The following is a 22,568-nucleotide window of genomic DNA, read 5'->3' on the forward strand; positions in this document are numbered from 1 at the left end:
TTATGCGTCGAACGAAATTTCGATGATATGTCGTGCCGCATCAAGAAAAGGAATTTGTAACTGATGAATGTGAAATGGCGGCCACGCCTGTCGATTGGGCAATGTGTCCATCCGCCCTTTCATCAACAGCAATCGTCCGGCAGGAGCAAGCAGACCGCTGCGTAATACGCCAATGACCTCGGTATAGGCGACCGCTCGGCTGACAATGGTCGTAAACGGTTGCGTCGTTCGATACGTTTCAATGCGCGTTTGCACCGGCGTCACATTAGGCAGCGCCAGCTCCAGCACTGCCTGCCGCACAAACCGGATTTTTTTACTGTTGCTGTCCAGCAACACAAACTGCCGCTGCGGTTCAATGATCGCCAGCGGCAGCCCCGGCAATCCCGCACCAGTACCGAGATCAAGCACCACATCGCCGCTGAGATACGGCGCAATTGCCAAACTATCGAGCAGATGCCGCGCTACCATTTCCAGTGGATCGCGCACCGCAGTTAAGTTGTAAGTCTGATTCCACTGCGCCAGCAGCGCGAGAAATTGCAGCAACTGTGCGTGTTGCGCTGCCGTCAGCGTCAATCCCAATTGCGTCGCGCCAGCGGTCAAACGCTCGCTCAACTGCATTTGATCGACTGCAACTGGCGCGATTTTCGATTTCGGTTTTAGTTTCATCAGCTTATCGGCTTTCTGCGTGACGTTTGAGATGAATCAATAGCAACGACACTGCCGCTGGCGTGACGCCCGGAATTCGCGCTGCCTGTCCCACCGTCACCGGACGCACCCGCTTAAATTTTTCGCACACTTCCTTAGATAGTCCGCGCACCCGGTCAAAATCGAAATCAGCCGGCAGTGTTTTGGTTTCCTGTTCGCGCTGGCGCTCAATTTCGGAACGTTGGCGCGTGATGTAGCCGTCATAACGCGCTTGAATTTCCAACTGTTCACTCACCGCTGCCGCCACCGGCTCTGGCGATTCACCGGTCAATTGCACCACGCCCGCATAACCGACATTGGGACGCGCCAGCAGTTCTGACGCTCGCGCTTCCCGACGCAACGGTTCGCCCAGTACCTGCGTTGCCAGCGTTTGATCGACCATTTCAGGGCGAATCCACAATTCGCGCAATCGCTGGCGTTCGCGCTCAATCGCCTCGCGTTTAGCGGCAAAATGTCGCCATTGCGCCTCGCCGACCAAACCCAATTGCCGCCCGATTTCCGTCAACCGCAAATCGGCGTTGTCTTCGCGCAGCGTTAACCGATATTCGGCGCGACTGGTGAACATGCGATATGGCTCGTTCGTTCCGCGAGTGACCAAATCATCCACCATCACGCCCAAATAGGATTCATCGCGGCGCGGCAGCCACGGCTCGCGCTCCTGAATCTGCAATGCGGCATTCAATCCGGCGAGCAAACCCTGCGCCGCAGCTTCTTCATAACCCGTTGTGCCGTTAATTTGCCCAGCAAAAAATAAGCCGTGCAAATGGCGGGTTTCCAATGTCGGAGCCAAATCACGCGGATCAAAAAAGTCGTATTCAATCGCATAACCCGGGCGCATTAAATGCGCGTGTTCCAAGCCAGCAATTGATCGCACCAATGCTTCTTGAATGTCATACGGTAAACTGGTGGAAATTCCGTTTGGATACACTTCGTGCGTATTTAATCCTTCTGGCTCAATAAACACTTGATGCGAATTCTTATCCGCAAACCGCACAATTTTATCTTCAATTGACGGACAATAACGCGGCCCAACGCCTTCAATTACGCCAGTAAATAATGGCGAACGTGATAATCCAGAACGAATAATTTCGTGAGTGCGTTCATTGGTTTGCGTGAGATGACAACTGATTTGACGCGGATGATCGGCGGCGCTGCCGAGATAAGAAAATACCGGCACGGGTTCATCACCGCGCTGTTCGGCGAGCTGGCGATAATCAATAGTGCGGGCATCGAGACGCGGCGGCGTTCCAGTTTTCAGTCGTTCCACCGCAAACGGCAGTTCGCGCAGTCGCCGCGCCAGCGCATTGGATGGCGGATCACCAGCGCGACCGCCTTCATAATTCGCCAGCCCAACGTGAATGCGTCCACCGAGAAAAGTGCCGACGGTGAGAATGACGGCACGAGCAGCAAAACGCAGTCCCATTTGGGTTTGCACGCCAATCACGCGATCTTGTTCGACAATGAGATCATCAACAGTTTGCTGAAACAGCGATAAATTCGGCTGATTTTCCAACGCGCTACGCACGGCAGCGCGATAAAGTACACGATCCGCCTGAGCGCGAGTGGCGCGAACTGCCGGTCCCTTGCTGGCATTCAAAATGCGAAACTGAATCCCCGCGCAGTCGGTTGCTCGCGCCATGAGTCCGCCAAGCGCGTCGATTTCCTTGACCAGATGACCCTTGCCAATGCCGCCAATCGCCGGGTTGCAGCTCATTTGACCGAGGGTTTCCATTTTTTGCGTGACCAGAAGTGTTCGCGCACCGCAGCGAGCCGCAGCCAGCGCCGCTTCTGTCCCAGCATGACCGCCGCCAACGACGATGACATCGTATTGATCGCTTGCCAACTTAACTTCCTGTTCCATAAATCCTAATCAAACTTGACTAGGTGAATTAATCTGCACTTGGTTGGCGTGATGGATCGTCCCACACAAGCCCCTTAACGCTCAGTTACACCGTAGAATGTGCATGTAGCAACCGTTTGACTTCCTAATACGGCGTAAACCATTTGATTTTAGAAACTGCATTTTTGCAATGCGCTTTGCAAACTCGCCGATGTTACATTAATTTCTCATATCGAGGGATTATAAATAAGTGTACTTAAAAACAAAATATCAGTTGCTAGACTCTCCTATTTCATAGAGTTCAAAAATCATGAGTCGGCACTAAATAAAAACTCGCTCATTATTCACTCGGTGCGCGGGTTTTTTGTTTCAATAGCATCAGCAATTCATTTTGCTTATAACTTTGTGCCTGATGGTTTCCGGTTTTATTTATCAACAGCAACGTATGGCTGGCTGTTAATTAACGCAGATGCTGCAAATCACCAGCAGTAACCGCGTTGCCTTGTCGCTATTCTGTGCAAGGCGTAGCATCATCGCCCACAATAAATACCCAATGCGGGAGCACCGATGGCGCAAAATTCGCAATTTAATCAAAGCAAAGATGCTCCACCTCGTCCGTGGAAAACCTTGTTATTGGGCATCGTAGCCGCGGTTGCTTTAATTGCCATGACGCCGGCGTCATGGCTGGCATGGGCGCTGGCATTGTTGCTGATTGCGGCAGCGATGCTGATCGAATATCTACAATGGCGCACGCTGAAGACGCTGCTCACGCAGACATCCCAAGAGATTGCGCACAACATTGCGGACAAATCGCAGCAATTGGATGTGTGGACGCGAGCGTTTGAACGGCTCGGTATCGAACTGTTTCCGATTTTTACGCGCCATATTGAACATTCGCGTCAGCTCGCAGAAACCAGCGTGATTCATTTGTCGCAAACTTTCAGTGGTTTGGTGATGGATTTAGAACGGGTGATTTCTGCATCACAGAGCGGCGGTAGTCAGGATCAACTCATCGTTGGTCAGTTTCAACAAAGCCAAATCGCGCTCACCGAAGTCATCAGCGATTTTGAAAACATTCTCCACCGCGAAGTTGAAATGTCTAATCAAGTTAAACGATTGGCGGGATTTGGTGCGGAGATGCAGCAGATGGCGCAAGGTGTGCGGGCAGTTGCCGAGCAGATCAATTTGCTGGCACTCAACGCAGCAATTGAGGCAGCACGCGCTGGTGAACAGGGACGCGGTTTCGCAGTAGTCGCGGATGAAGTGCGTAAATTGGCTGGCACTTCGGCGGAAACTGGAGCGCAGATCAGTCATAAAGTGGAAGAGCTGGCGCGAGCCTTGACACAAACACAGACACTTGTGCAAACCTCGATGCAGAGTGCTGACGGATTAGTGAAAGCCTCGGAACAAAAAGTCGGCACGGTGCTGGCGCGGTTGCAGGAAACTACGGAAACCATTAACGCCGATGCCGGACAATTGCGGCAATTAAGTGCCACGATCCGCGAGCAAATCAGCGCCGCTTTGGTTGATCTGCAATTTCAAGATCGCACCAGTCAGATTTTGGTGCATGTCTGCGAAGGTCTGGATCATTTGAGCGAACGCTTAAAACTGTGCGCCAAGCATGATTTGACACAGCAACAACAAGATATTCTGGAGATCGACGGACTATTGGCGCAAATGCTGGCTTCTTACAGCACACTGGAAGAGCGCAATTTGCACCATGGCGGCGGAACTACTGCATCATCAGCGGCAAGTTCTGAATTAACTTTCTTCTAATCGCAAATGGGGTTCATTCAAAATGGCAAAAACCATCATGGTCGTTGACGATTCAGCATCGCTGCGCAATGTAGTCGGCATTGCATTAAAAGGTGCGGGTTATGACGTGATTGAAGCCTCCGATGGACGTGATGCGCTGGCGAAGCTCAATGGACAAAAAGTGCATTTAATTGTGAGTGACGTCAATATGCCTAACATGGACGGAATTACGCTGGTGCGGGAATTAAAACAACTTCCAAATTATAAATTCACGCCGATTATGATGCTCACTACGGAAAGCCAGCCGGAAAAGAAACAAGCAGCGCGAGATGCTGGCGCAAAAGCATGGTTGCTTAAACCTTTTCAACCGCCGATGTTGCTTGATGCAGTGGCAAAATTAGTATTGCCTTAAACATTAACGATCAAGCAGCGAGGTGCATAGATGAATACTGATACTGAGGATACGGCGCTGGTGTTGGAGGGCGAACTGACGATTTATACCGCCACTGCCACATTTGTCACTCTGCGCGATTATTTATCTGGTCGGAATCTGTGCGCATTGGATTTATCAGCAGTCACTGAAATTGATAGCGCTGGGCTGCAACTGCTGTTATGGGCGCGACGGGTCGCAGCAGAACAGCGTATACGCTTTCAATTCGTTGGCATCAGTCAAGCGGTAATTAACGTGATTGATTTATTGCACCTTGAACCGCTATTTGGTGGCTATCCGCTGGATACAAAAACGGAAAATCCGACATGAATCTCGATAGCGCCCGGCAAGCCTTTATCGAAGAAGTAGCCGAATTACTCCAATTGATGGAGGATGCGCTGCTAGCATTAGAAGAAAACCCTGAAGACCCCGAATCACTCAATGAAGTGTTTCGCGCCATGCACACGATTAAAGGCACGGGCGGAGTATTCGGCTATACACCCATCGTCGATTTCACGCACACTGTAGAAACGTTAATGGACGCAGTGCGCAGCGGGCGTATGGCATTATCTAAACCATTAATTGAAACGCTATTTGAATGCCGCGATCACACTTCGGCGTTAATTGATTTCATTGCCGCAGATAAGACCGGCACTGCGCCACTTGATCCTGAATTGCAACGTGCTGGCGATGCGTTGTTAGCGCGGCTCGGTCATACGCCAGTTGCTTCGCCATTGCCGATTGCAGCACTGCATTTTGATACGCCTAAATACCTGCCAGAAGCAAATGAACTGTGGATGATTAGTCTGGAGTTTAAGCGCGATGCGTTACGTAATGGCATGGACCCACTATCTTTTTTGCGTTATCTCAGTTCACTCGGCGATTTAGTGCATGTCGCGACCTTATTTCCAATTGCGTCTACTGCCAGCGAGCATTTCGATCCAGAAAGCTGTTATCTCAGTTTTGGTATTGCTTTTCGCAGCGATGCCGATAAACGGACAATTGCCGGCGTATTTGAATTTGCGGATGAAGATTGCGAGATTCGTATTCTTGAACCCGATTCAGCACAAAATCGCTACATTGAATTACTCGAAAGCATTCCGCATGAACAGGTTGATTGCATGGGCGATTTGCTGGTCAGTATCGGTGCATTAACACCTTACGAATTGGCGCGAGCATTGAAAACGCAGGAGACTGCGCCGCAAACCATTGATTCTGATGGCTCAACATCGAAACGGCGTTTAGGCGAAATTCTGGTTGAACAGGGTTCAATTAAACCGGGCGTGGTCGAACATGCGGTAAAAACACAGGAAACCATCCGCGCAAAACGTCAGGAAGAAAATCGCGTCATTCGCGTTGACGCGCAGCGCCTCGGTCATCTCATTGATTTAGTGGGCGAATTGGTAACGAGCAGCGCCGCCATTCGTGTGATGGTTAAACGCGCTGGCATTGATAACATGACCGAAGTCGTTGATGGCGTTGATTATTTAGTATCGGAAATCCGCGATAACGCGCTGCAATTGCGTATGGTGGCCATTGGCGAAAGTTTGTCGCGTTTTCGGCGCGTGGTGCGCGATGTTAGTCAAGAACTCAGCAAATCAATTGAATTGGTGATTACTGGCGGCGAAACTGAATTAGATAAAACTGTCGTAGAAAAAATCACCGATCCATTGACGCATTTAATTCGCAATGCGGTTGATCATGGAATTGAACTACCCGCAGTGCGACAGGCAGCTGGGAAATCAACTACCGGCACAATTCATCTTAATGCCTATCACGATTCCGGGCATATCGTGATTGAAATTAATGATGACGGCGCAGGATTAGATACGGCGCGTATTCGCGCAAAAGCGGAAGCGAAAGGATTAGTTAAACCCGAAGATGTATTAACGCATGATGAAACGCTGCGGCTGATTTTTGCACCGGGTTTATCAACAAAAGATCAGGCGACTAATTTATCCGGGCGCGGCGTGGGCATGGATGTCGTGCGACGCAACATTGAAGCCTTGCGCGGCACAGTGGAATTGGAAAGCCAGCTTGGTCTTGGTACTAAAATCACTATTATTTTGCCGCTCACGCTGGCGATTATTGAGGGCTTTTTAGTCGGTGCTGGGCGCGATCAATACGTGATTCCATTATCGCAAGTCGCCGAATGTGTCGAAATGAATGTGATTGAAACGCGCCAACATCGCGGCGAGCATTACATCAATTTACGCGGTGAAGTATTGCCGTTCATTCGCTTGACTGATTTATTTGAAAATGCCGAGGAAAACCGTGTTGCTAGCCAACGTGAAAGTCTAGTTGTAGTGCGCTTTGGTCATCATAAAATGGGTTTAGTAGTCGATACGCTGCTTGGCGAATTGCAAACCGTCATTAAACCCCTCGGCAAACTATTTGAACGCTTGCGCGGCGTGGCGGGCGCAACTATTCTCGGTACTGGTGACATTGCTTTAATTCTTGATGTAGCAGAATTAGCAGCAATTGGTCATGTCACTCGCCACATCACTTCAAAACACTAAGTTTTTTTAACTCAAGGAGCATCCAATGTTTCACTCAATGACAATGGCTAAGAAACTGAGTCTTGGTTTCGGTGTCGTATTGGTTTTGTTAATCGTGGTCAGTATTCTAGCTTTTACCGCCATTGATAGTGCCTCTGTAGGTTTTTCGTCCTATCGTGAAAAAGCAGTTCGTGCCAATCGCATGGGCGAAATGCAAGCGAGTATGTTGATGGGGCGAATGCAAGTTAAAAACTATCTTAAAACCCATAGCGATAAAGATGAAAAGGAATTTCAGAAATATCTGCAAGCAGCCGATAATCTTTTAAAAGAAATAACTGTTCTCATTAAAAATCCAGAACGCTTGAGTAAACTTAATACCTCAGGCGCGAATATAGATACCTATGCCAAGGCATTTGAGACCGTTGTTGCACATACCCGCGAGACAGATCGTTTGGATAACGAAGTATTGGGTAATGTTGGAAGAGAAATTGAGCAGCGATTGAGCAAAATCATGGATGAAGCTAATCAACAGGAAACGACAGCAATAGCGGGAAAAACACTGCGGAGTTTGTTATTAGCGCGGATTTATGTGCGGCGTTTTATTAGTGACAATGAACAAAAAGATGTGGATCGCGTTAATCAAGAATGGGCGGAATTTAGTAAATCGCTAACTGCCTTAGGAGTAATCACACAAGATGCGCAGCGCCGTTCGATGCTGGATGAAGTGATGCGTTATAAAAATGATTACAAAACCGCTTTTGATCGTATGGCGCAATTAACTTTTGAACGCAATCGAATTGTGACTGAAACGCTTGATGTACTCGGTCCAAAATTTGCGACGGATATTGATGAGATTAAACTCTCCTATAAAGCAGAACAGGATGTGATTGGGCCGGAAGTGCAGGCATCTAATGATCGCGCCATTATGACTATTTCAGTGCTGTCAGGAATTGCCTTATTGCTTGGAATTGGTATTGCATGGCTGATTATTCGTGCCGTCATGGGACAATTGGGTAAAGACCCCGCAATTATTGCTGAAGTGACGCGCAAAGTCGCAGTTGGTGATCTCGCAATTGAATTCGATCAAAACAATTTACGCGGCGTTTATAAAGACATGTTTAGTATGGTGGAGCGGTTGCGCCAAATTGTCGGCGAAGTGCGTGTTGGTGCTGACAATCTGTCATCGGCTTCTAGCGAGGTCAGCGCCACTGCGCAGGCACTCAGTCAGGGCGCGACCCAGCAGGCTGCCAGCGTTGAAGAAACCACTGCCAGCATCGAGCAGCTCAACGCTTCAGTGCAGCAAAATACTGAAAATGCTCGCATTACCAACGGGATTGCGAAGAGTTCGGCGGAGGAAGCGCGGCGCGGTGGCGAGGCGGTTAAACGCACGGTGAGCGCAATGAAAGAAATCGCCAGTAAAATCGGGTTGATTGAAGATATTGCGTATAAAACCAATCTGTTGGCGCTCAATGCTGCAATTGAAGCGGCACGCGCTGGTGAGCACGGCAAAGGTTTTACCGTGGTTGCCGCCGAGGTGCGCAAGTTGGCAGAAAATAGCGGCGTAACTGCTCAGGAAATCAATCAGTTAGCGACTAATAGCGTTTCCATTGCGGAAGAAGCTGGCAAATTATTGGAGCAAATGGTTCCCAATATCGTTAAAACCGCTGATTTAGTTGAAGAAATCACCGCTGCTTCTGGCGAACAAGCCACGGGAATCAGTCAAATTAACGAAGCTATGAGCCAGCTCGATAAAGCGACCCAACAAAATGCGTCATCATCGGAAGAACTCGCAGCAACTGCTGAAGAACTCAACGGACAAGCCAGCCAACTGCAAGAAACCATGTCGTTTTTTCGCACTGGCGGCGCATCAAGCGGGCGAGTAAAATCGCGTCAAACATCCACCTATCAAACCTCCCGTATTGCACCAACTCGCCGTACCAGTCATGTAAATGATGATTTTGCTGAATCATCAATTGATTCGACAGACTTTACGCATAAGGATTTCGAGCGGTTTTAAGGAGTTGAATATATGAAACAACTCGTCACGAGCACACAAAATTTACCCGCAATTCATCGCGAAGTGAGCGATGAAATTACGCAATATCTGACTTTTTCGGTTGCTGATGAGCGTTTAGCAATGTCAATTAACGCCGTGAAAGAAATCATTGAAACTCCGCAAGTCACACGGGTTCCAATGACTCCAGATTATATTCGCGGAGTGATTAATTTGCGTGGCAATGTGGTTCCGGTTATTGATTTGGGTGCACGCTTAGGGCGCGGACCATTGATGTTAACGAAACGCAGTTGCATTGTATTGGTTGAAGTGCAAGTTGCTAATGACAGCCATGTCTTGGGAATGTTGGTGGATGAAGTCAAAAACATCCTTGATATTCCACCAGAAGATGTAAAACTGCCGCCGGAATTTGGTTCTGAAATTCGCACTGATTTTATTGAAGCAATGGGACGTGTCGATGACGTTTTCGTCATTATTCTTAGCGTCGATCATGTGTTATCAGTGCAGGAACTCGCCGCATTACGTCACTTCACTGAAGATACTTTACCGAGTGGTGGTGAATTAGATACTTAATGCACCATGCTATAAATACCAACACATTTTTTAATTCTACGCAGACTTAAATTATCCATGACTAGCCCAACTCTTTTAATAGTTGATGACAGTAAAATGGCGCGAATGATGATTCGCCAGTTTATCGTCGATCAACGTCCCGACTGGCGCATTATTGAAGCCATTAGCGGTGATGATGCGTTAAAAATGATTGAGCAAGAATCGCCAACGTTTTTAAGTTTAGATGTCAACATGCCTGGTATCAGCGGTTTAGAAGTTGCTGGTCGAGTTCGTCTGCATCACCCCGATATTCGCATCGTTCTTTGCACTGCGAATATCCAAGAAGCAGTGCGTAAAGCTGCCGAAAAGGCTGGCGTTAAATTCGTCGGGAAACCGATTACACCAGCATCTATTAACGCTATGGTGACGTTGTTTGAGGAATAACACTGTGTTCCAACTCACCGAGTTGCAGTGCGATGCCATGAAAGAATTATTTAATCTTGGTGTTGGGCGAGCAGCACAAAGTTTGAGCCTGATGGTACATGATGAAGTTGAATTGTCTACACCAGATATTTTATTGGTGCAACACGATGAAGTCATTTCAACCTTATTGGGTTCAGAATTTAAACAATTGAGCATGGTCACGATTGATTTCGTGGGTTCTTTTGATGCAACCGCGATTTTGTTATTTCCAGAACGCAATGCGTTAGCAATCGTCAGTCACATGCTTGATCCGCACATGTTACCAGAAGAACTATCGGAATTTGAGCAAGAGGCAATGTGCGAAATTGGCAATATCATTCTCAATGCTTGTATGAGTTCATTAGCAGATGAATTTCAAATTGAGTTTGAAGGCGGATTACCGGTGCATTATTTTAGTGATACCGATGCACTGCCACTATTTGGCGTAAAGCAAGCAAATGAAATAAATCAAGTAGTGCTGTTGCTACAGATTCATTTATCAATGCGTCAAGAACAAATTCATGGTCATCTACTTTTTTTGCTCAGTGTGAGTTCACTTAACGCCTTATTAAAATGTGTCGATGATTATCTTGCGCGATTCGGAGTGAGTTGATGGATGGGGCGTTTGCTACCAAGTTGCTCGACCATTTACAAAGCGGAGTTGTGCTGCTTGATCCTCAGGTACAAATTTGCGCTTGGAATCAATGGATGACTCGACATACTGAATTGACGTTTAATGACGTGGTAACTAAATGTATTGACGCAGTTTTTCCTGAAATTGTGCACAGTCGGCTGCAAGACTGTATTCAACAGGCATTATATTTCAAATTGTCGTCAATGCTGACACCAGCCCTTAATCCAGCGGTTCTTCCATTGTACCAAAAACCATCAAATCGAAATCTCTCTCAACGCATTGAGCAATTGATATACATCACACCAATTCCACAGGATGAGGAGGTGTTTTGTTTAATTCAAATTCAAGACATGACTGCAACCGTGCGTCGCGAACGACGTTTACGAGCGCAATCAACAAATCTTATTGCAACCACCTATCGTGATGCACTCACTGGTGTTGGGAATCGTCGCCGTTTTGATCACGATTTAGGCGCATTTTTTAGTGATGCTTATCGTAAACAGCAAACCATCGCGCTATTGATGATTGATATTGATGATTTCAAAGCCTATAACGATCATCTTGGTCATCTCAAAGGCGATGATTGTTTAATGAAAGTAGCGACGACCTTACAGGAAGGATTGCGCCAGCGTGGTGATTGCGTATCACGTTATGGCGGTGAAGAATTTGCATTACCACTGCCAGATACTGATATTGATCTTGCTTATTCAATTGCCGAGCGGTTACGTCAATTGATTGAAACACTGGAGATTTCGCATCCGGCTTCGCGTACCATGCCACATATCACCGTGAGTATTGGCGTGAGTGCATTAATTCCTAAAGTGGGACAAAATATGACCACACTAATTAGTCAAGCGGATCAGGCGCTGTATCAAGCAAAAGATGCTGGACGCAATCGCTGTATTCGCTATACGCCAGAACTAAATACTGCACCAAAAGAACTGGTTTTGCAGCATTAAATACTGCCGCACTGTATTCGGTGCGGAGTTAATAGTTATTTCGCGCTTTAATTATAAAAAACTGGATATGACCGCCAACAACGCGCAACTGGTGTTTTTACAGGTTTTCCTCGAAGAAGTCGCGGAAGTCCTTCAATCGGTTGAAGATGCGCTGCTGGCGTTGGAACAAAATCAAACTGAAACTGAATCGCTTAACGCGGTATTCCGCGCTATGCACACGATTAAAAGTGCTGCAGCTGCTTTTGGTTACACTCCAGTCGTTGATTTTACGCATCGCGTGGAAACGCTAATGGATGCGGTGCGCGATGGACAGATAATTCTGACACCGCCGCTGATTAAAACTCTATTTGAATGCTGCGATCATATCGCTCGTATGATTGATGTTATCACCGCCGATGTTTCTGATGACATACCATTCAATCCCGATTTGCAGCGTGCTGGTGAGATGTTGCTGGCGCGTTTATATCCTTCATCAGCATCGCCAGATGACCTGATTGCAACTGTTTTACCACTCGTTGAACCTCGTCCAATTTACACCCGTTATCTCGAATTGCTGGCGCTGCCACCGCATGAACAGATTGATTGCATTGGTGATTTACTGGTCAGTGTTGGGGCACTCACTCCTGCTGAATTGACACAAGCACTGCAAACACAGCGCCATTTAATTCCGACCACCACTGCTGATGATACGCAGACAAAACCGCGTTTAGGCGAAATTTTGGTTGAACAGGGTTCAATTAAGCCGTGTGTCCTCGAACATGCAGTAAAAACACAGGAAACCATTCGCGCAAAACGTCAGAAAATCGCGTCATTCGCGTTGATGCGCAGCGCCTTGGTCATCTTATTGATTTAGTTGGTGAATTAGTAACGAGCAGCGCCGCCATTCGTGTGATGGTTAAACGCGCCGGCATTGATAACATGACCGAAGTCGTTGATGGCGTTGATTATTTGGTATCGGAAATCCGCGATAACGCGCTGCAATTGCGTATGGTGGCCATTGGCGAAAGTTTGTCGCGTTTTCGGCGCGTGGTGCGCGATGTTAGTCAAGAACTCAGCAAATCAATTGAATTGTTGATTACTGGCGGCGAAACTGAATTAGATAAAACTGTCGTGGAAAAAATCACCGATCCATTGACGCATTTAATTCGCAATGCAGTTGATCATGGAATTGAACTACCCGCAGTACGACAGGCAGCTGGGAAATCAACTACCGGCACAATTCATCTTAATGCCTATCACGATTCAGGGCATATCGTGATTGAAATTAACGATGACGGCGCAGGATTAGATACGGCGCGTATTCGCGCAAAAGCGGAAGCGAAAGGATTAGTTAAACCCGAAGATGTATTAACGCATGATGAAACGCTGCGGCTGATTTTTGCACCGGGTTTATCAACAAAAGATCAGGCGACCAATTTATCCGGGCGCGGCGTGGGCATGGATGTCGTGCGACGCAACATTGAAGCCTTACGCGGCACAGTAGCATTGGAAAGCCAGCTTGGTCTTGGTACTAAAATCACCATTATTTTGCCACTCACGCTGGCAATTATTGAAGGTTTTTTAGTTGGTGCGGGGCGCGATCAATACGTGATTCCATTATCGCAAGTCGCCGAATGTGTCGAAATGAATGTGCTTGAAACACGCCAACATTGCGGCGAGCATTACATTAATTTACGCGGCGAATTATTGCCGTTCATTCGCTTGACTGATTTATTTGAAAATACTGAGGAAACCCGTAGTGCTAACCAACGTGAAAGTCTGGTTGTAGTACGTTTTGGTCATCATAAAATGGGTTTGGTAGTCGATACGCTGCTCGGCGAATTGCAAACCGTGATCAAACCACTTGGTAAACTATTTGAACGCTTGCGCGGTGTGTCGGGCGCAACTATTCTGGGTACTGGCGACATTGCTTTAATTCTCGATGTAGCAGAATTAGCAGCAAGTAGTCATGATCATGGCGCAGCAATAAAAAACTTTATTAAATAACGGATTGAAATGATGCGAAAACCTGATTTAAGCGCCAAATCGCACCCGATGCTGCCGACAACACCAGACGTTGCGCCATTATTAGATTCAATTCCGTTATCTGAAAATGATTTCGAACGATTTCGTCGTTTTATTCACGACCGTGCTGGAATTAGTTTAACACCACACAAGCGGCAAATGGTAAGTTCACGACTGCAACGGCGCTTGCGGCAATTAGGATTACATAGTTTTAGCGCCTATTTGGATTACATTGCTGCGCCACAACAAGATCAAGAGCGTCAACATCTCATTGATTTATTAACAACCAATGAAACTTATTTCTATCGTGAACCAGCACATTTCGAGTTTTTATTACACGATATTTTGCCAGCATATCGTGGTCAATCGCTGCGCGTATGGAGTGCTGCCTGCTCATCCGGTGAAGAAGTCTATACGCTGGCAATGGTATTGGCGGAAGGTTTAGGCATGGGTGATTGGCAAATTTTTGGCTCCGATATTAGTACGCGAATGATTGAAGCTGCGCGTGAGGGCGTTTATCCGCTGGAACGTGCAAAACGATTGCCTGCCAATTGGCTGAATCAATACTGTCTTAAAGGTGTGCGCTCGCAAGCAGGCAATTTATTAATTGATCCGCATCTAAAAGCGCGGGTGCATTTAGAGCAGCATAATTTGAAGCGTCCGCTGCATACTGGTCAAAAATTTGATGTCATTTTTTTACGCAATGTGATGATTTATTTTGATGTTCCAACCAAACAAGTTGTTATGGATCATTTACAACAGGCGTTGTATCCTGGCGGCTATCTTTTTCTCAGTCACGTTGAATCATTGCATTCGCTTAAAACTACATTAGAAATGGTGCGACCGTCAGTGTTCCGTAAACCATTAAATTGATGATGGTATAACGAAAATTATTCATTGCTCATGTCGCAACATTCTATTCATCAGGTTCAGAAACATTTCGTTCATCCCGGCGAGCATTACGTCACCGCTGATCCGATTATTCTTTCTACACTATTAGGTTCATGCGTTTCTGTGTGTTTATTCGATCCGGTGGTGCGCGTCATGGGTATGAATCATTTTTTATTACCGATGCGAAATCCAGCTGGTGGAACACTCACCTTAGCTTCTGATGCGGGACGTTATGGATTATGGGCAATGGAGTTATTAATTAACGGTCTATTGAATATCGGCGCTCGGCGCGAAAATCTTCGCGCTAAAGCATTCGGTGGTGGCAATGTGCTTAATATCGCTACACAGTCGCTCCCCAATCATTTTCAAATTGGCACTGCGAATGCGCAATTTGTGCGGAAATTTCTCGTGAATGATGGCATTCCATTGATTGCTGAAGACCTTGGCGGAGATCGTGGACGACAAATTCATTTTGATGGCCGCGATTTTTCAGTGTATTTACGTCGCATTCCGCAGCGTCAAGAAGATCGAATTGCTGCCCATGAGCGAGCGTATTTACATCGCACATTGAAAGATCAACGCCGACCTGCTCCAGCAGAATTTTTTTAGAGGACATTTGTTTAAATGACTCCGGTCAAAGTATTTATTGTTGATGATTCCGCTGTAGTGCGGCAGGTATTGACGGATCAATTAAGCGCAATTGCTGGCATTACTGTCATGGGTTCTGCCCGCGATCCTATTTTTGCGCAAAAGCAAATGGAAAAAGATTGGCCGGATGTCATCGTGCTTGATATTGAAATGCCGCGTATGGACGGCATTACTTTTTTGCGCCAATTAATGCGTGAGCACCCAACGCCGGTCATTATTTGCTCCACATTGACCGAGCGCGGCGCGGAAGTGACGATGCAGGCAATGAACGCAGGCGCAGTGGATATTATTGCCAAACCAAAAGTGGGATTGCGGCAATTTCTTGAAGAATCAAGCACTTTGCTGGGAGATGCGATCAAGGTGCCAGCTGCGCCCGACTGGAACATTTTGGTGCAGCACGCCGTGCGGGTGCAGCGACCATGCCCGTGACGCCTAAGTTATCCGCTGAAGCAGTTGAAACAACACGCAATTTTAAAGCACTTGCAGCGACGACTGATCGTGGTTGCCATTGGCACTTCTACTGGCGGCACTCAGGCACTGGAATATGTGTTGACGCGGCTGCCGCGTACTGCGCCGGGAGTCGTGATTGTGCAGCACATGCCGGGACAATTTACCGCTGCATTTGCTGCTCGATTAAATGGTTTATGTGAAATTGAAGTGCGCGAAGCGCGGAATGGCGACCGCGTGATTGCGGGGTTGGCATTAATTGCGCCGGGCACCGACCATCTATTATTGCGACGCAGCGGAGCACAATACCGAGTGGAAGTAAAAAATGGTCCGTTAGTGAGTCGTCATCGCCCCTCAGTGGACGTGTTATTTCGTTCAACTGCGCAGGCGGCTGGAGCAAATGCGGTGGGTATTATTATGACTGGAATGGGTGATGACGGTGCTCGCGGTCTATTAGAAATGCACGATGCTGGCGCGTTTACCATTGCACAAGATGAAGCAACCTGCATTGTTTACGGAATGCCTAAAGAAGCAGTAAAACTCGGTGGCGTTGATGCAATTATTGGATTACCGCAAATCCCTGCAATGATTGTGCAAGCACCATCACGACAAAGTTATTTGCGCACGATCAATGAGGTTAAAAAATAACCAATCAAAAACTACTTTGCAATGTATAATTCTGTGTTTGGAATTATACCGATGACGTAGGAAGCATTTTCTATTTCAATCAGCAACTAGTTTGTTAACTTCCTAATCACCAGCCTTTACTTGATAACTACGGAGATAAAAATGAAACTGCTTTCTGATAAAAGAACATATTTCTCTATTTTTGGTGCGATCGGAGGATTAATAAGCGCATTTATTTATATCGGTTTAGGATTTGATAGTGCGTTTTCGTCATGGATTTTGGGAACGGGCTTTGACGGGATGTGTATAGCAACACTGCTCGCATTTGGTCAAACTAAATATGTTGGAAAAAGTTTCGATAAAAAAGCTATTGGTCGAGCAGCTTTAATTGGTGCATTTGGAGGCTTTATCGGTGGCGGTATCGCTTTTTTGGTGGGTTTGCCAATCGTAAGTTTGCTTGGAGGAGGAACCGATGCCGGGCGTTTTCTTGGTTGGGCGATTGGCGGTATTGTTATAGGATTTGCTGTATCTAAAGTTATCCCTAATCTTAAATCTTCAATTGCTAGTTTAGCTGGTGGGGTTGGAGGTTTTTTAGGATGTTTTTTAATGTATCTCATTTCTAGTTATTCTCTTGGCGTTGCGACTACAGGCGCAGCTATTGGTTTAGCTATTGCCTTATTTGAAACAGCATTCCGCCAAGTTTGGTTAGAGATTACAATTCGACCAAAAGGATTTTCACTAGAAAAAGAACGTACTGTATCGGTGTCACTTGGTGATAAGCCTATAGTTTTTGGCTGTGCTCATGACTCTGACGTAAAGCTGGCTGAAGTCGAAGGAGCTCAAGCTCATTTTGCAAAGGTGTCTTTAGTTAAAGGAAAAGCAGTTCTTTTTAATATAGTCACCAACAAGACATCTGATCTTGATTACAACGAAGAATTCGATGTTTCCAATGCCCATATCGTAGTACGTTCTAAAACGGCTACTGTAAACATTACATAACGTTTTTGATCTGTTTCTACTTAAAGTTCAGCGGTTTTTAGATGAATAGACAATGTGTGTTATTTTGGCAGTAGTACCTGGGTTGGCAGAACAAAATTGTATTAACAATTAAATACTTTTTATTTCTGCTAACCAGGGCATATAAAGCAACATGAATTCATTATTTAGGTAAATAAGAAATGACCGCAACATATCACATTTACGGCATTGGCAATGCGTTGGTTGATTTAGAGTATTCCGTAGAAGTGCGAGATTTAAGCGCACTGGGAATTGATAAAGGCGTGATGACCTTAGTCGATGAAACGCAGCAAGCCAGTATTCTGCATCATTTGCGCGATTATCATCATCAACGCGGTTCTGGCGGTTCTGCTGCCAATTCGATCATCGCATTTAATCAATTTGGTGGAAAGAGTTTCTATTCATGCAAAGTTGCTGATGATGAATTAGGCTATTTTTACATGAATGATCTTCGCGCTGGTGGCGTTGAAACTAATTATCACACGGCAAAAGATCAAGGGCATACCGGGCGTTGCGTGGTATTAGTTACACCAGATGGCGATCGCACCATGTGTACTTTTCTCGGTGTGAGCAGCAATTTGTCAACTCGTGAATTGGTGATTGATGCGTTGCGCGATTCCGAATGGTTTTATACTGAAGGTTATTTAGTCACGTCCGATTCTGCACGTTTAGCCTCTATTGAAGCAAAACGTATTGCCGATGCAGCAGGTGTGAAAACGGCGATGTCATTGTCTGATCCGAATATGGTGAAGTTTTTCAAATCGGGTTTATTGGAAATGATCGGCGGCGGCGTTGATTTAATTTTTGCCAATGAATTTGAGGCAATGGGCATGGCAGAAAGTGATGATTTAATGCAAGCCGTTGAAGCACTAAAAAAATTAAGCAAGTGTTTTGCAATTACTCGCGGGGCAAAAGGTGCTCTATTGTGGGATGGACAAGCCTTAATCGAAATCAATTCAATACCAGTAGCTGCAGTTGATACGCTCGGCGCAGGAGATATGTTTGCTGGAGCATTTTTATTCGGGTTAAGTCAAGGATGGGATTATCAACGGGCAGGCGAATTAGCTGCTGCTGCGTCAGCTAAATTGGTCACGCATTTTGGGCCGCGTTTGGCAGCAGCGGAAACGCAAGCGGTATTGCGAGCGTTTATTTAAAGTTCAATCACTTTTCAAAACAGGGATTTTTTATTTTAGGGTGCGGCGTTGTAATCAATGGTAAGTTCGTCATCTATTACAATGTCGCGTAGGGCGTATAATTCAAAACCATCGAAAACTGCATTGGGTTGTTCGCTGTGATTGAGCCAGCGCAACAAATTGGTTCCACGCCGCCGCATTAACACCTGCGTTTCCGTATTATAAAACCATAATACATGCGCATCATCTTCATTCATTTCTACGCCTTCAAAAAGACCAATCAATTCCCCTGATACGAAAGTCATACGTGCAAAACAACCCTGACCGTGAATTGATGATGGCGCAGCATAAACGCGATGATTCAATGAATTGGTATGACGAGAAGTTTTCATTTGAAATCGCCCCACAACGCTTGAATCACTGCAATTGCGGCCAATGGCGCAGTTTCGGTGCGCAAAATGCGCGAACCAAGGCGAACACCTTGAAATCCCTGCTTTTTCACCTGCTGGCGTTCGCTGGCACTTAAACCGCCTTCCGGTCCAATCAGCAACGTGATTTCGCCATTCGGCGCAGGCAAATTAATCAACGCTTGCGCCGCTTCTGGGTCTAGCAAGACGCCGCCCGCTGTCCATTCTGCCAGCCACGATTCCAGCGCCAGCGCCGGATCAAGTAACGGCAAACGCCGCCGTCCCGATTGTTCACATGCACCGATTACCACGCCGCGCCAGTGTTCCAGTCGCCGTGCCAGCCGCTCACCTTCCAGCCGTACCTGACTGCGTTCGGTAAACAGCGGCGTCAGTCTGCTTACTCCAAGTTCCACGGCTTTTTGCAGCGCGTACTCCATCCGTTCGCCTTTGGACACGCCGAGCGCCAGATGAATCGCCAGCGGCATGGGCGGTTCTGGCGCGGTTACATCTTGAATTAACGCCGTTGCAGTGGCGCGGTGAGATGTGAGTAAACGCGCTGGGTAATCGCAGCCGTCGCCGTTGAACAAAATGAGCGGGGCGTCGGCAGCCAGCCGCAGCACCTGCGTTACATGACGGGTTGCGCCGGGCGGCAGTGTGACTGCGTCGCCAACCGCCAGCGGCAAATCAACAAAAATCCGTGTGTGGCGCATCAGAATTTTTCTGCTCTCAAATAGCAAATGCGGCGAGTGTATCGCCGCATTTCACGCGGTTGATACATAGTACTCAATAACCTACTAATTTTTACCATTTGCTACTAATCACTGGTTTGACATCATCGCCACATCATGATTAGTATGTTTATAACAACGTGTACCTTATGGCGATAACCAAGCCCGCGTTGTTAATTGAGCTCTTTAACAAGTTCGAGTATGTGGTTGCTAACACGAGTTGTTAGCGTAAAACTTGAAACACATCTTAAGAGTTAGAGCACGAAGTGTTTATTTCGTGCCTTGGTAGATACACCCGACAACGCCGGTTACGGATCAAGTTGTCGCAGTTAACGAAAGTTAAGAAAAATGTATCGGATTTAGCTCACGACAAAATCGGCTGCGGTAAGCGTCAAGCTGACACCAATGATGGCAAACTGAATAGCCGCACCAGCTCCTGAGCCATCAGCGTCATAAAGCAGCGCTCCTGATTTGGTGTTGTAGAGAATGAAGTCATTGCTGTCATGGGCAGTTCCTGTAGCACTGGCGTGGAAATTTGCTGCCGCAAGTATGCCCGCGTGGTTAGTTTGGTGAAGATCGCGTTTTCAGCACGATGCTGTCGTCGGTAACGTTGAAATCGGTAATCTTATCAACGTTAGATGCTGTCAGTGCGGTGTTGAATTGGAAAATGTCATTGCCAGCGCCGCCAGTGAGGATGTCTTGACCAAGCCCGCCATTCAGCGTGTCGTTGCTCGCCAAACCAATGAGCGAGTCATTACCAGCATTTCCCAATAGCGAATTTGCGCCGTTATTCCCGGTGAGCACATTGTTAAGCGCGTTGCCAGTGAGAGTGGCTGCAGCAGTGCCGAGAATGGTTCCTTTTTCGACATTGGTCGTCAGGGTGTAAGTACTGAGCTTGCTGTAAACCAAATCAATCCCGCTGCTACTCGCAGTTTCAATGACCTTATCGCCACATTATCAACGTAATAGGTATCGGAGCCATTGCCGCCGATCATGCTATCGCTGCCGACACCACCGTTCAGCGTGTCATTACCCGCACCGCCGTTGAGCGTGTCGTTACCCGCCAAACCAGTGAGCGAGTCATTACCAGTAAGACCATCAATGTAATCGTTGTCGGCAGTGCCCTTGAGATTGCTGTCATTGCCGGGTGTGCCTTTATCAGCAACTGCGGTGACATGGACAACCGCGCCAGTGGCAGTTGAAACAACGTTCTCCGCCGCACCCAGCTTGTCGGTGTAGCTGGCAGCAACGGTGATGGTTTTACCCACATCGGTCGCAGTGAGCGTGTAGCTACTGGTTTTTGCGCCGGTGATTGCAGTGCCATTTGCCAGCCACTGATAGCCAATCGTGCCCAAACCATCAATGTCAGCCAGTGTATTGGTGGCAGTCAGGGTTTGACCTTGGTTGCAGTGCCGCTGATGGTGACTGCGCCAGTGGGCAAGTCATTGACGTTAGCAACCGCAGCAGTTGCAGCAGAGAACACGCGTTCGGAGTTACCCATGCTGTCGATGTAGTTCGCAGCAACAGTAATGGTTTTACCAACATCTTCCTGCGTCAACGTGTAAGTGTTAGCAGTGACGGTTGCCACGCCGTTGGTTATCCAAACGTAGGTCATCCCGCCCAAACCGTCAGCATCAGCCAGCGTATTTGTAACCGCCAAAGTCTGACCTTGCGTTGCAGTGCCGCTGATAGTGATTGCGCCAGTGGGCAAGTGATTACCCAACGATGCAACCGCGCTAGTGGCAGTTGAAACAACGTTCTCTGCTGTGCCCAGTTTGTCGGTATAACTTGCCGCTACGGTAATCGTTTTACCCACATCGGTCGCAGTGAGCGTGTAGCTACTGTTTTTTGCGCCGGTAATTGCGATGCCATTCGCTAGCCATTGGAAGAAGGCATTGTCCATACCGTCGCTGTCAGTGACGCTCGCGGAGAGGATATCGCCTTGCTGGGCATTGGTTAAATTGCGACCGTTGGTAGTGTTAATCAGGGTCAGGATACCAGTGGTATTGGCGGTTGGTACAATTGTCTGCATTAATGTTGAACCATAAACAGAATTAACCCCGTATTCACCACCTAAACCATCACCACCATAAATCCACCACAGCGCAGCTAAATCGTATTCCTGATATTCGGCTTTTGGTGCACCAGTCCACGTATACGACATTAAAGTGTGATTGGTATTATCAATATCTTCTGGTAATTGATTTGTACCTTCAAATGGATGTTTTAAGCCGAGCGCGTGTCCAAGTTCATGTAACAAAACTTGATAACCTTCGGTGCCGATTTTCGGGTTTAAATTATCCTTAAATTCAAACACATCAAGAAAAATATCGGCATCAACATCATAGGTGCTAATAACTTCATTGCTGGTATAAGAATAACTAGACTCCGAGCTTGTCAATCCGGCTGTGTTGGCGTCAGATAAATTCGCACTAAAAAATGCCAGTTGCGCTTGTGCAGCAGAACTGGTTTCAACAAAATCAATCCCAATTACACTTGACACATAAGTCAGCGCATCCTGTGCTGCAGTTTTTTGGTCGCTATTAAATGTGGTAACACTCGAAATGCCGCTGGTGTGAGTGCCATCATCGGTAAAAGTATAATACAGAACGTTGCCGTTATTAGGTAATAAATAATTCCATGTTGGCCCTTTATCAATTAAGGCATCAACAAATTTATCACCCGATAATGGGATTTGATTAATGTCGTCTACTGTTGCCATCGTCACACTCCAGATAGTTATAAATACCCATTCTCAGACTAATACCGTTTTGCCGTCTGCGTAAATTGCATCATGCTGGGGCACGAGCAACCACG

Annotated in this window: 22 protein-coding genes and 1 pseudogene; 16 read left to right on the plus strand and 7 right to left on the minus strand. The window is 47.0% G+C overall.

Going from position 1 to position 22,568, the window contains the following annotated elements:
• Together rsmG and mnmG are read right to left on the minus strand one after the other, a co-directional pair.
• A complete protein-coding gene (gene rsmG / locus CXB77_RS17125) occupies nucleotides 1-666 on the minus strand; it encodes a 16S rRNA (guanine(527)-N(7))-methyltransferase RsmG (RefSeq protein WP_197711100.1) in 666 nt (221 codons plus the stop codon).
• Between the two features lie 4 nt (nucleotides 667-670).
• Nucleotides 671-2,566, minus strand: a complete 1,896-nt coding sequence (mnmG, locus tag CXB77_RS17130) for a tRNA uridine-5-carboxymethylaminomethyl(34) synthesis enzyme MnmG (protein ID WP_105074835.1) — start codon at nucleotides 2,564-2,566, stop codon at nucleotides 671-673.
• Between the two features lie 546 nt (nucleotides 2,567-3,112).
• Here mnmG and CXB77_RS17135 point away from each other — a divergent pair.
• From CXB77_RS17135 to CXB77_RS17205, 16 genes and pseudogenes are all read left to right on the plus strand, one after another.
• Nucleotides 3,113-4,321, plus strand: coding sequence for a methyl-accepting chemotaxis protein (locus CXB77_RS17135; RefSeq protein ID WP_105074836.1), 1,209 nt, complete (start codon nucleotides 3,113-3,115; stop codon nucleotides 4,319-4,321).
• A gap of 22 nt (nucleotides 4,322-4,343) precedes the next feature.
• Nucleotides 4,344-4,712 carry a response regulator gene (locus CXB77_RS17140; RefSeq protein ID WP_105074837.1) on the plus strand — a complete coding sequence of 123 codons (369 nt, stop codon included), beginning with the start codon at nucleotides 4,344-4,346 and terminating at the stop codon, nucleotides 4,710-4,712.
• 30 nt (nucleotides 4,713-4,742) lie between these two features.
• Complete coding sequence (locus CXB77_RS17145; protein WP_105074838.1) at nucleotides 4,743-5,060, plus strand: STAS domain-containing protein; 318 nt, start codon at nucleotides 4,743-4,745, stop codon at nucleotides 5,058-5,060.
• Nucleotides 5,057-7,249 carry a chemotaxis protein CheA gene (locus tag CXB77_RS17150; RefSeq protein WP_105074839.1) on the plus strand — a complete coding sequence of 731 codons (2,193 nt, stop codon included), beginning with the start codon at nucleotides 5,057-5,059 and terminating at the stop codon, nucleotides 7,247-7,249. The genes CXB77_RS17145 and CXB77_RS17150 overlap by 4 nt, the downstream gene beginning before the upstream one ends.
• Nucleotides 7,250-7,274: 25 nt before the next feature.
• Complete coding sequence (locus CXB77_RS17155) at nucleotides 7,275-9,245, plus strand: methyl-accepting chemotaxis protein (protein WP_105074840.1); 1,971 nt, start codon at nucleotides 7,275-7,277, stop codon at nucleotides 9,243-9,245.
• Nucleotides 9,246-9,257: 12 nt separating this feature from the next.
• Nucleotides 9,258-9,815 carry a chemotaxis protein CheW gene (locus CXB77_RS17160; protein WP_105074841.1) on the plus strand — a complete coding sequence of 186 codons (558 nt, stop codon included), beginning with the start codon at nucleotides 9,258-9,260 and terminating at the stop codon, nucleotides 9,813-9,815.
• 57 nt (nucleotides 9,816-9,872) lie between these two features.
• A complete protein-coding gene (locus CXB77_RS17165; RefSeq protein WP_105074842.1) occupies nucleotides 9,873-10,238 on the plus strand; it encodes a response regulator transcription factor in 366 nt (121 codons plus the stop codon).
• A 4-nt stretch (nucleotides 10,239-10,242) separates the two neighbouring features.
• Complete coding sequence (locus CXB77_RS17170; protein ID WP_105074843.1) at nucleotides 10,243-10,869, plus strand: chemotaxis protein CheX; 627 nt, start codon at nucleotides 10,243-10,245, stop codon at nucleotides 10,867-10,869.
• Complete coding sequence (locus tag CXB77_RS17175; protein WP_105074844.1) at nucleotides 10,869-11,849, plus strand: GGDEF domain-containing protein; 981 nt, start codon at nucleotides 10,869-10,871, stop codon at nucleotides 11,847-11,849. Before CXB77_RS17170 ends, CXB77_RS17175 begins: the two co-directional genes overlap by 1 nt.
• 67 nt (nucleotides 11,850-11,916) lie before the next feature.
• Complete coding sequence (locus CXB77_RS22575) at nucleotides 11,917-12,702, plus strand: Hpt domain-containing protein (RefSeq protein ID WP_242445834.1); 786 nt, start codon at nucleotides 11,917-11,919, stop codon at nucleotides 12,700-12,702.
• On the plus strand, nucleotides 12,594-13,835 hold the full coding sequence (locus tag CXB77_RS22580; protein WP_242445835.1) for a chemotaxis protein CheA: 1,242 nt from the start codon (nucleotides 12,594-12,596) through the stop codon (nucleotides 13,833-13,835). Before CXB77_RS22575 ends, CXB77_RS22580 begins: the two co-directional genes overlap by 109 nt.
• Before the next feature lie 12 nt (nucleotides 13,836-13,847).
• A complete protein-coding gene (locus CXB77_RS17185; RefSeq protein ID WP_242445836.1) occupies nucleotides 13,848-14,726 on the plus strand; it encodes a CheR family methyltransferase in 879 nt (292 codons plus the stop codon).
• Between the two features lie 30 nt (nucleotides 14,727-14,756).
• Nucleotides 14,757-15,353, plus strand: a complete 597-nt coding sequence (locus tag CXB77_RS17190) for a chemotaxis protein CheD (RefSeq protein ID WP_105074845.1) — start codon at nucleotides 14,757-14,759, stop codon at nucleotides 15,351-15,353.
• A 15-nt stretch (nucleotides 15,354-15,368) separates the two neighbouring features.
• Nucleotides 15,369-16,487: pseudogene (locus tag CXB77_RS24815) on the plus strand (protein-glutamate methylesterase/protein-glutamine glutaminase).
• A gap of 141 nt (nucleotides 16,488-16,628) precedes the next feature.
• Nucleotides 16,629-17,465 carry a hypothetical protein gene (locus CXB77_RS17200; RefSeq protein WP_146108861.1) on the plus strand — a complete coding sequence of 279 codons (837 nt, stop codon included), beginning with the start codon at nucleotides 16,629-16,631 and terminating at the stop codon, nucleotides 17,463-17,465.
• Between the two features lie 179 nt (nucleotides 17,466-17,644).
• The gene (locus tag CXB77_RS17205) at nucleotides 17,645-18,637 is read left to right on the plus strand and encodes an adenosine kinase (RefSeq protein WP_105074847.1); all 993 of its coding nucleotides are present in this window, start codon (nucleotides 17,645-17,647) and stop codon (nucleotides 18,635-18,637) included.
• Nucleotides 18,638-18,672: 35 nt separating this feature from the next.
• On the opposite strand, the gene CXB77_RS17210 is transcribed toward CXB77_RS17205, so the two are convergent.
• From CXB77_RS17210 to CXB77_RS17230, 5 genes are all read right to left on the minus strand, one after another.
• On the minus strand, nucleotides 18,673-19,008 hold the full coding sequence (locus tag CXB77_RS17210) for an SET domain-containing protein (protein WP_105074848.1): 336 nt from the start codon (nucleotides 19,006-19,008) through the stop codon (nucleotides 18,673-18,675).
• Nucleotides 19,005-19,733, minus strand: coding sequence for a 16S rRNA (uracil(1498)-N(3))-methyltransferase (locus CXB77_RS17215; protein ID WP_105074849.1), 729 nt, complete (start codon nucleotides 19,731-19,733; stop codon nucleotides 19,005-19,007). The genes CXB77_RS17210 and CXB77_RS17215 overlap by 4 nt, the downstream gene beginning before the upstream one ends.
• Nucleotides 19,734-20,312: 579 nt before the next feature.
• Complete coding sequence (locus CXB77_RS17220) at nucleotides 20,313-20,660, minus strand: M10 family metallopeptidase C-terminal domain-containing protein (protein ID WP_172452734.1); 348 nt, start codon at nucleotides 20,658-20,660, stop codon at nucleotides 20,313-20,315.
• Complete coding sequence (locus CXB77_RS17225) at nucleotides 20,627-21,106, minus strand: calcium-binding protein (protein ID WP_206781063.1); 480 nt, start codon at nucleotides 21,104-21,106, stop codon at nucleotides 20,627-20,629. Before CXB77_RS17225 ends, CXB77_RS17220 begins: the two co-directional genes overlap by 34 nt.
• Nucleotides 21,107-21,138: 32 nt before the next feature.
• Nucleotides 21,139-22,473: a matrixin family metalloprotease gene (locus CXB77_RS17230; protein ID WP_105074852.1), complete on the minus strand. Its 1,335-nt coding sequence runs from the start codon at nucleotides 22,471-22,473 to the stop codon at nucleotides 21,139-21,141.
• Nucleotides 22,474-22,568: the final 95 nt, after the last annotated feature.

This window comes from Chromatium okenii (assembly GCF_002958735.1).
GTDB lineage: Bacteria > Pseudomonadota > Gammaproteobacteria > Chromatiales > Chromatiaceae > Chromatium > Chromatium okenii_A.

Bases quoted from the DNA above. Each gene is read 5' to 3' on its own strand.
- CXB77_RS17200 (WP_146108861.1), top strand. From the start codon at position 16,629: ATGAAACTGCTTTCTGATAAAAGAACATATTTCTCTATTTTTGGTGCG.
- CXB77_RS17160 (WP_105074841.1), top strand. From the start codon at position 9,258: ATGAAACAACTCGTCACGAGCACACAAAATTTACCCGCAATTCATCGC.
- CXB77_RS17215 (WP_105074849.1), bottom strand. From the start codon at position 19,733: ATGCGCCACACACGGATTTTTGTTGATTTGCCGCTGGCGGTTGGCGAC.
- mnmG (WP_105074835.1), bottom strand. From the start codon at position 2,566: ATGGAACAGGAAGTTAAGTTGGCAAGCGATCAATACGATGTCATCGTC.
- CXB77_RS17230 (WP_105074852.1), bottom strand. From the start codon at position 22,473: ATGGCAACAGTAGACGACATTAATCAAATCCCATTATCGGGTGATAAA.
- CXB77_RS17210 (WP_105074848.1), bottom strand. From the start codon at position 19,008: ATGAAAACTTCTCGTCATACCAATTCATTGAATCATCGCGTTTATGCT.
- CXB77_RS17205 (WP_105074847.1), top strand. From the start codon at position 17,645: ATGACCGCAACATATCACATTTACGGCATTGGCAATGCGTTGGTTGAT.
- CXB77_RS17135 (WP_105074836.1), top strand. From the start codon at position 3,113: ATGGCGCAAAATTCGCAATTTAATCAAAGCAAAGATGCTCCACCTCGT.
- CXB77_RS17145 (WP_105074838.1), top strand. From the start codon at position 4,743: ATGAATACTGATACTGAGGATACGGCGCTGGTGTTGGAGGGCGAACTG.
- CXB77_RS17190 (WP_105074845.1), top strand. From the start codon at position 14,757: ATGTCGCAACATTCTATTCATCAGGTTCAGAAACATTTCGTTCATCCC.
- CXB77_RS17140 (WP_105074837.1), top strand. From the start codon at position 4,344: ATGGCAAAAACCATCATGGTCGTTGACGATTCAGCATCGCTGCGCAAT.
- CXB77_RS17185 (WP_242445836.1), top strand. From the start codon at position 13,848: ATGCGAAAACCTGATTTAAGCGCCAAATCGCACCCGATGCTGCCGACA.
- CXB77_RS17150 (WP_105074839.1), top strand. From the start codon at position 5,057: ATGAATCTCGATAGCGCCCGGCAAGCCTTTATCGAAGAAGTAGCCGAA.
- CXB77_RS17155 (WP_105074840.1), top strand. From the start codon at position 7,275: ATGTTTCACTCAATGACAATGGCTAAGAAACTGAGTCTTGGTTTCGGT.
- CXB77_RS17175 (WP_105074844.1), top strand. From the start codon at position 10,869: ATGGATGGGGCGTTTGCTACCAAGTTGCTCGACCATTTACAAAGCGGA.
- CXB77_RS17165 (WP_105074842.1), top strand. From the start codon at position 9,873: ATGACTAGCCCAACTCTTTTAATAGTTGATGACAGTAAAATGGCGCGA.
- rsmG (WP_197711100.1), bottom strand. From the start codon at position 666: ATGAAACTAAAACCGAAATCGAAAATCGCGCCAGTTGCAGTCGATCAA.
- CXB77_RS22575 (WP_242445834.1), top strand. From the start codon at position 11,917: ATGACCGCCAACAACGCGCAACTGGTGTTTTTACAGGTTTTCCTCGAA.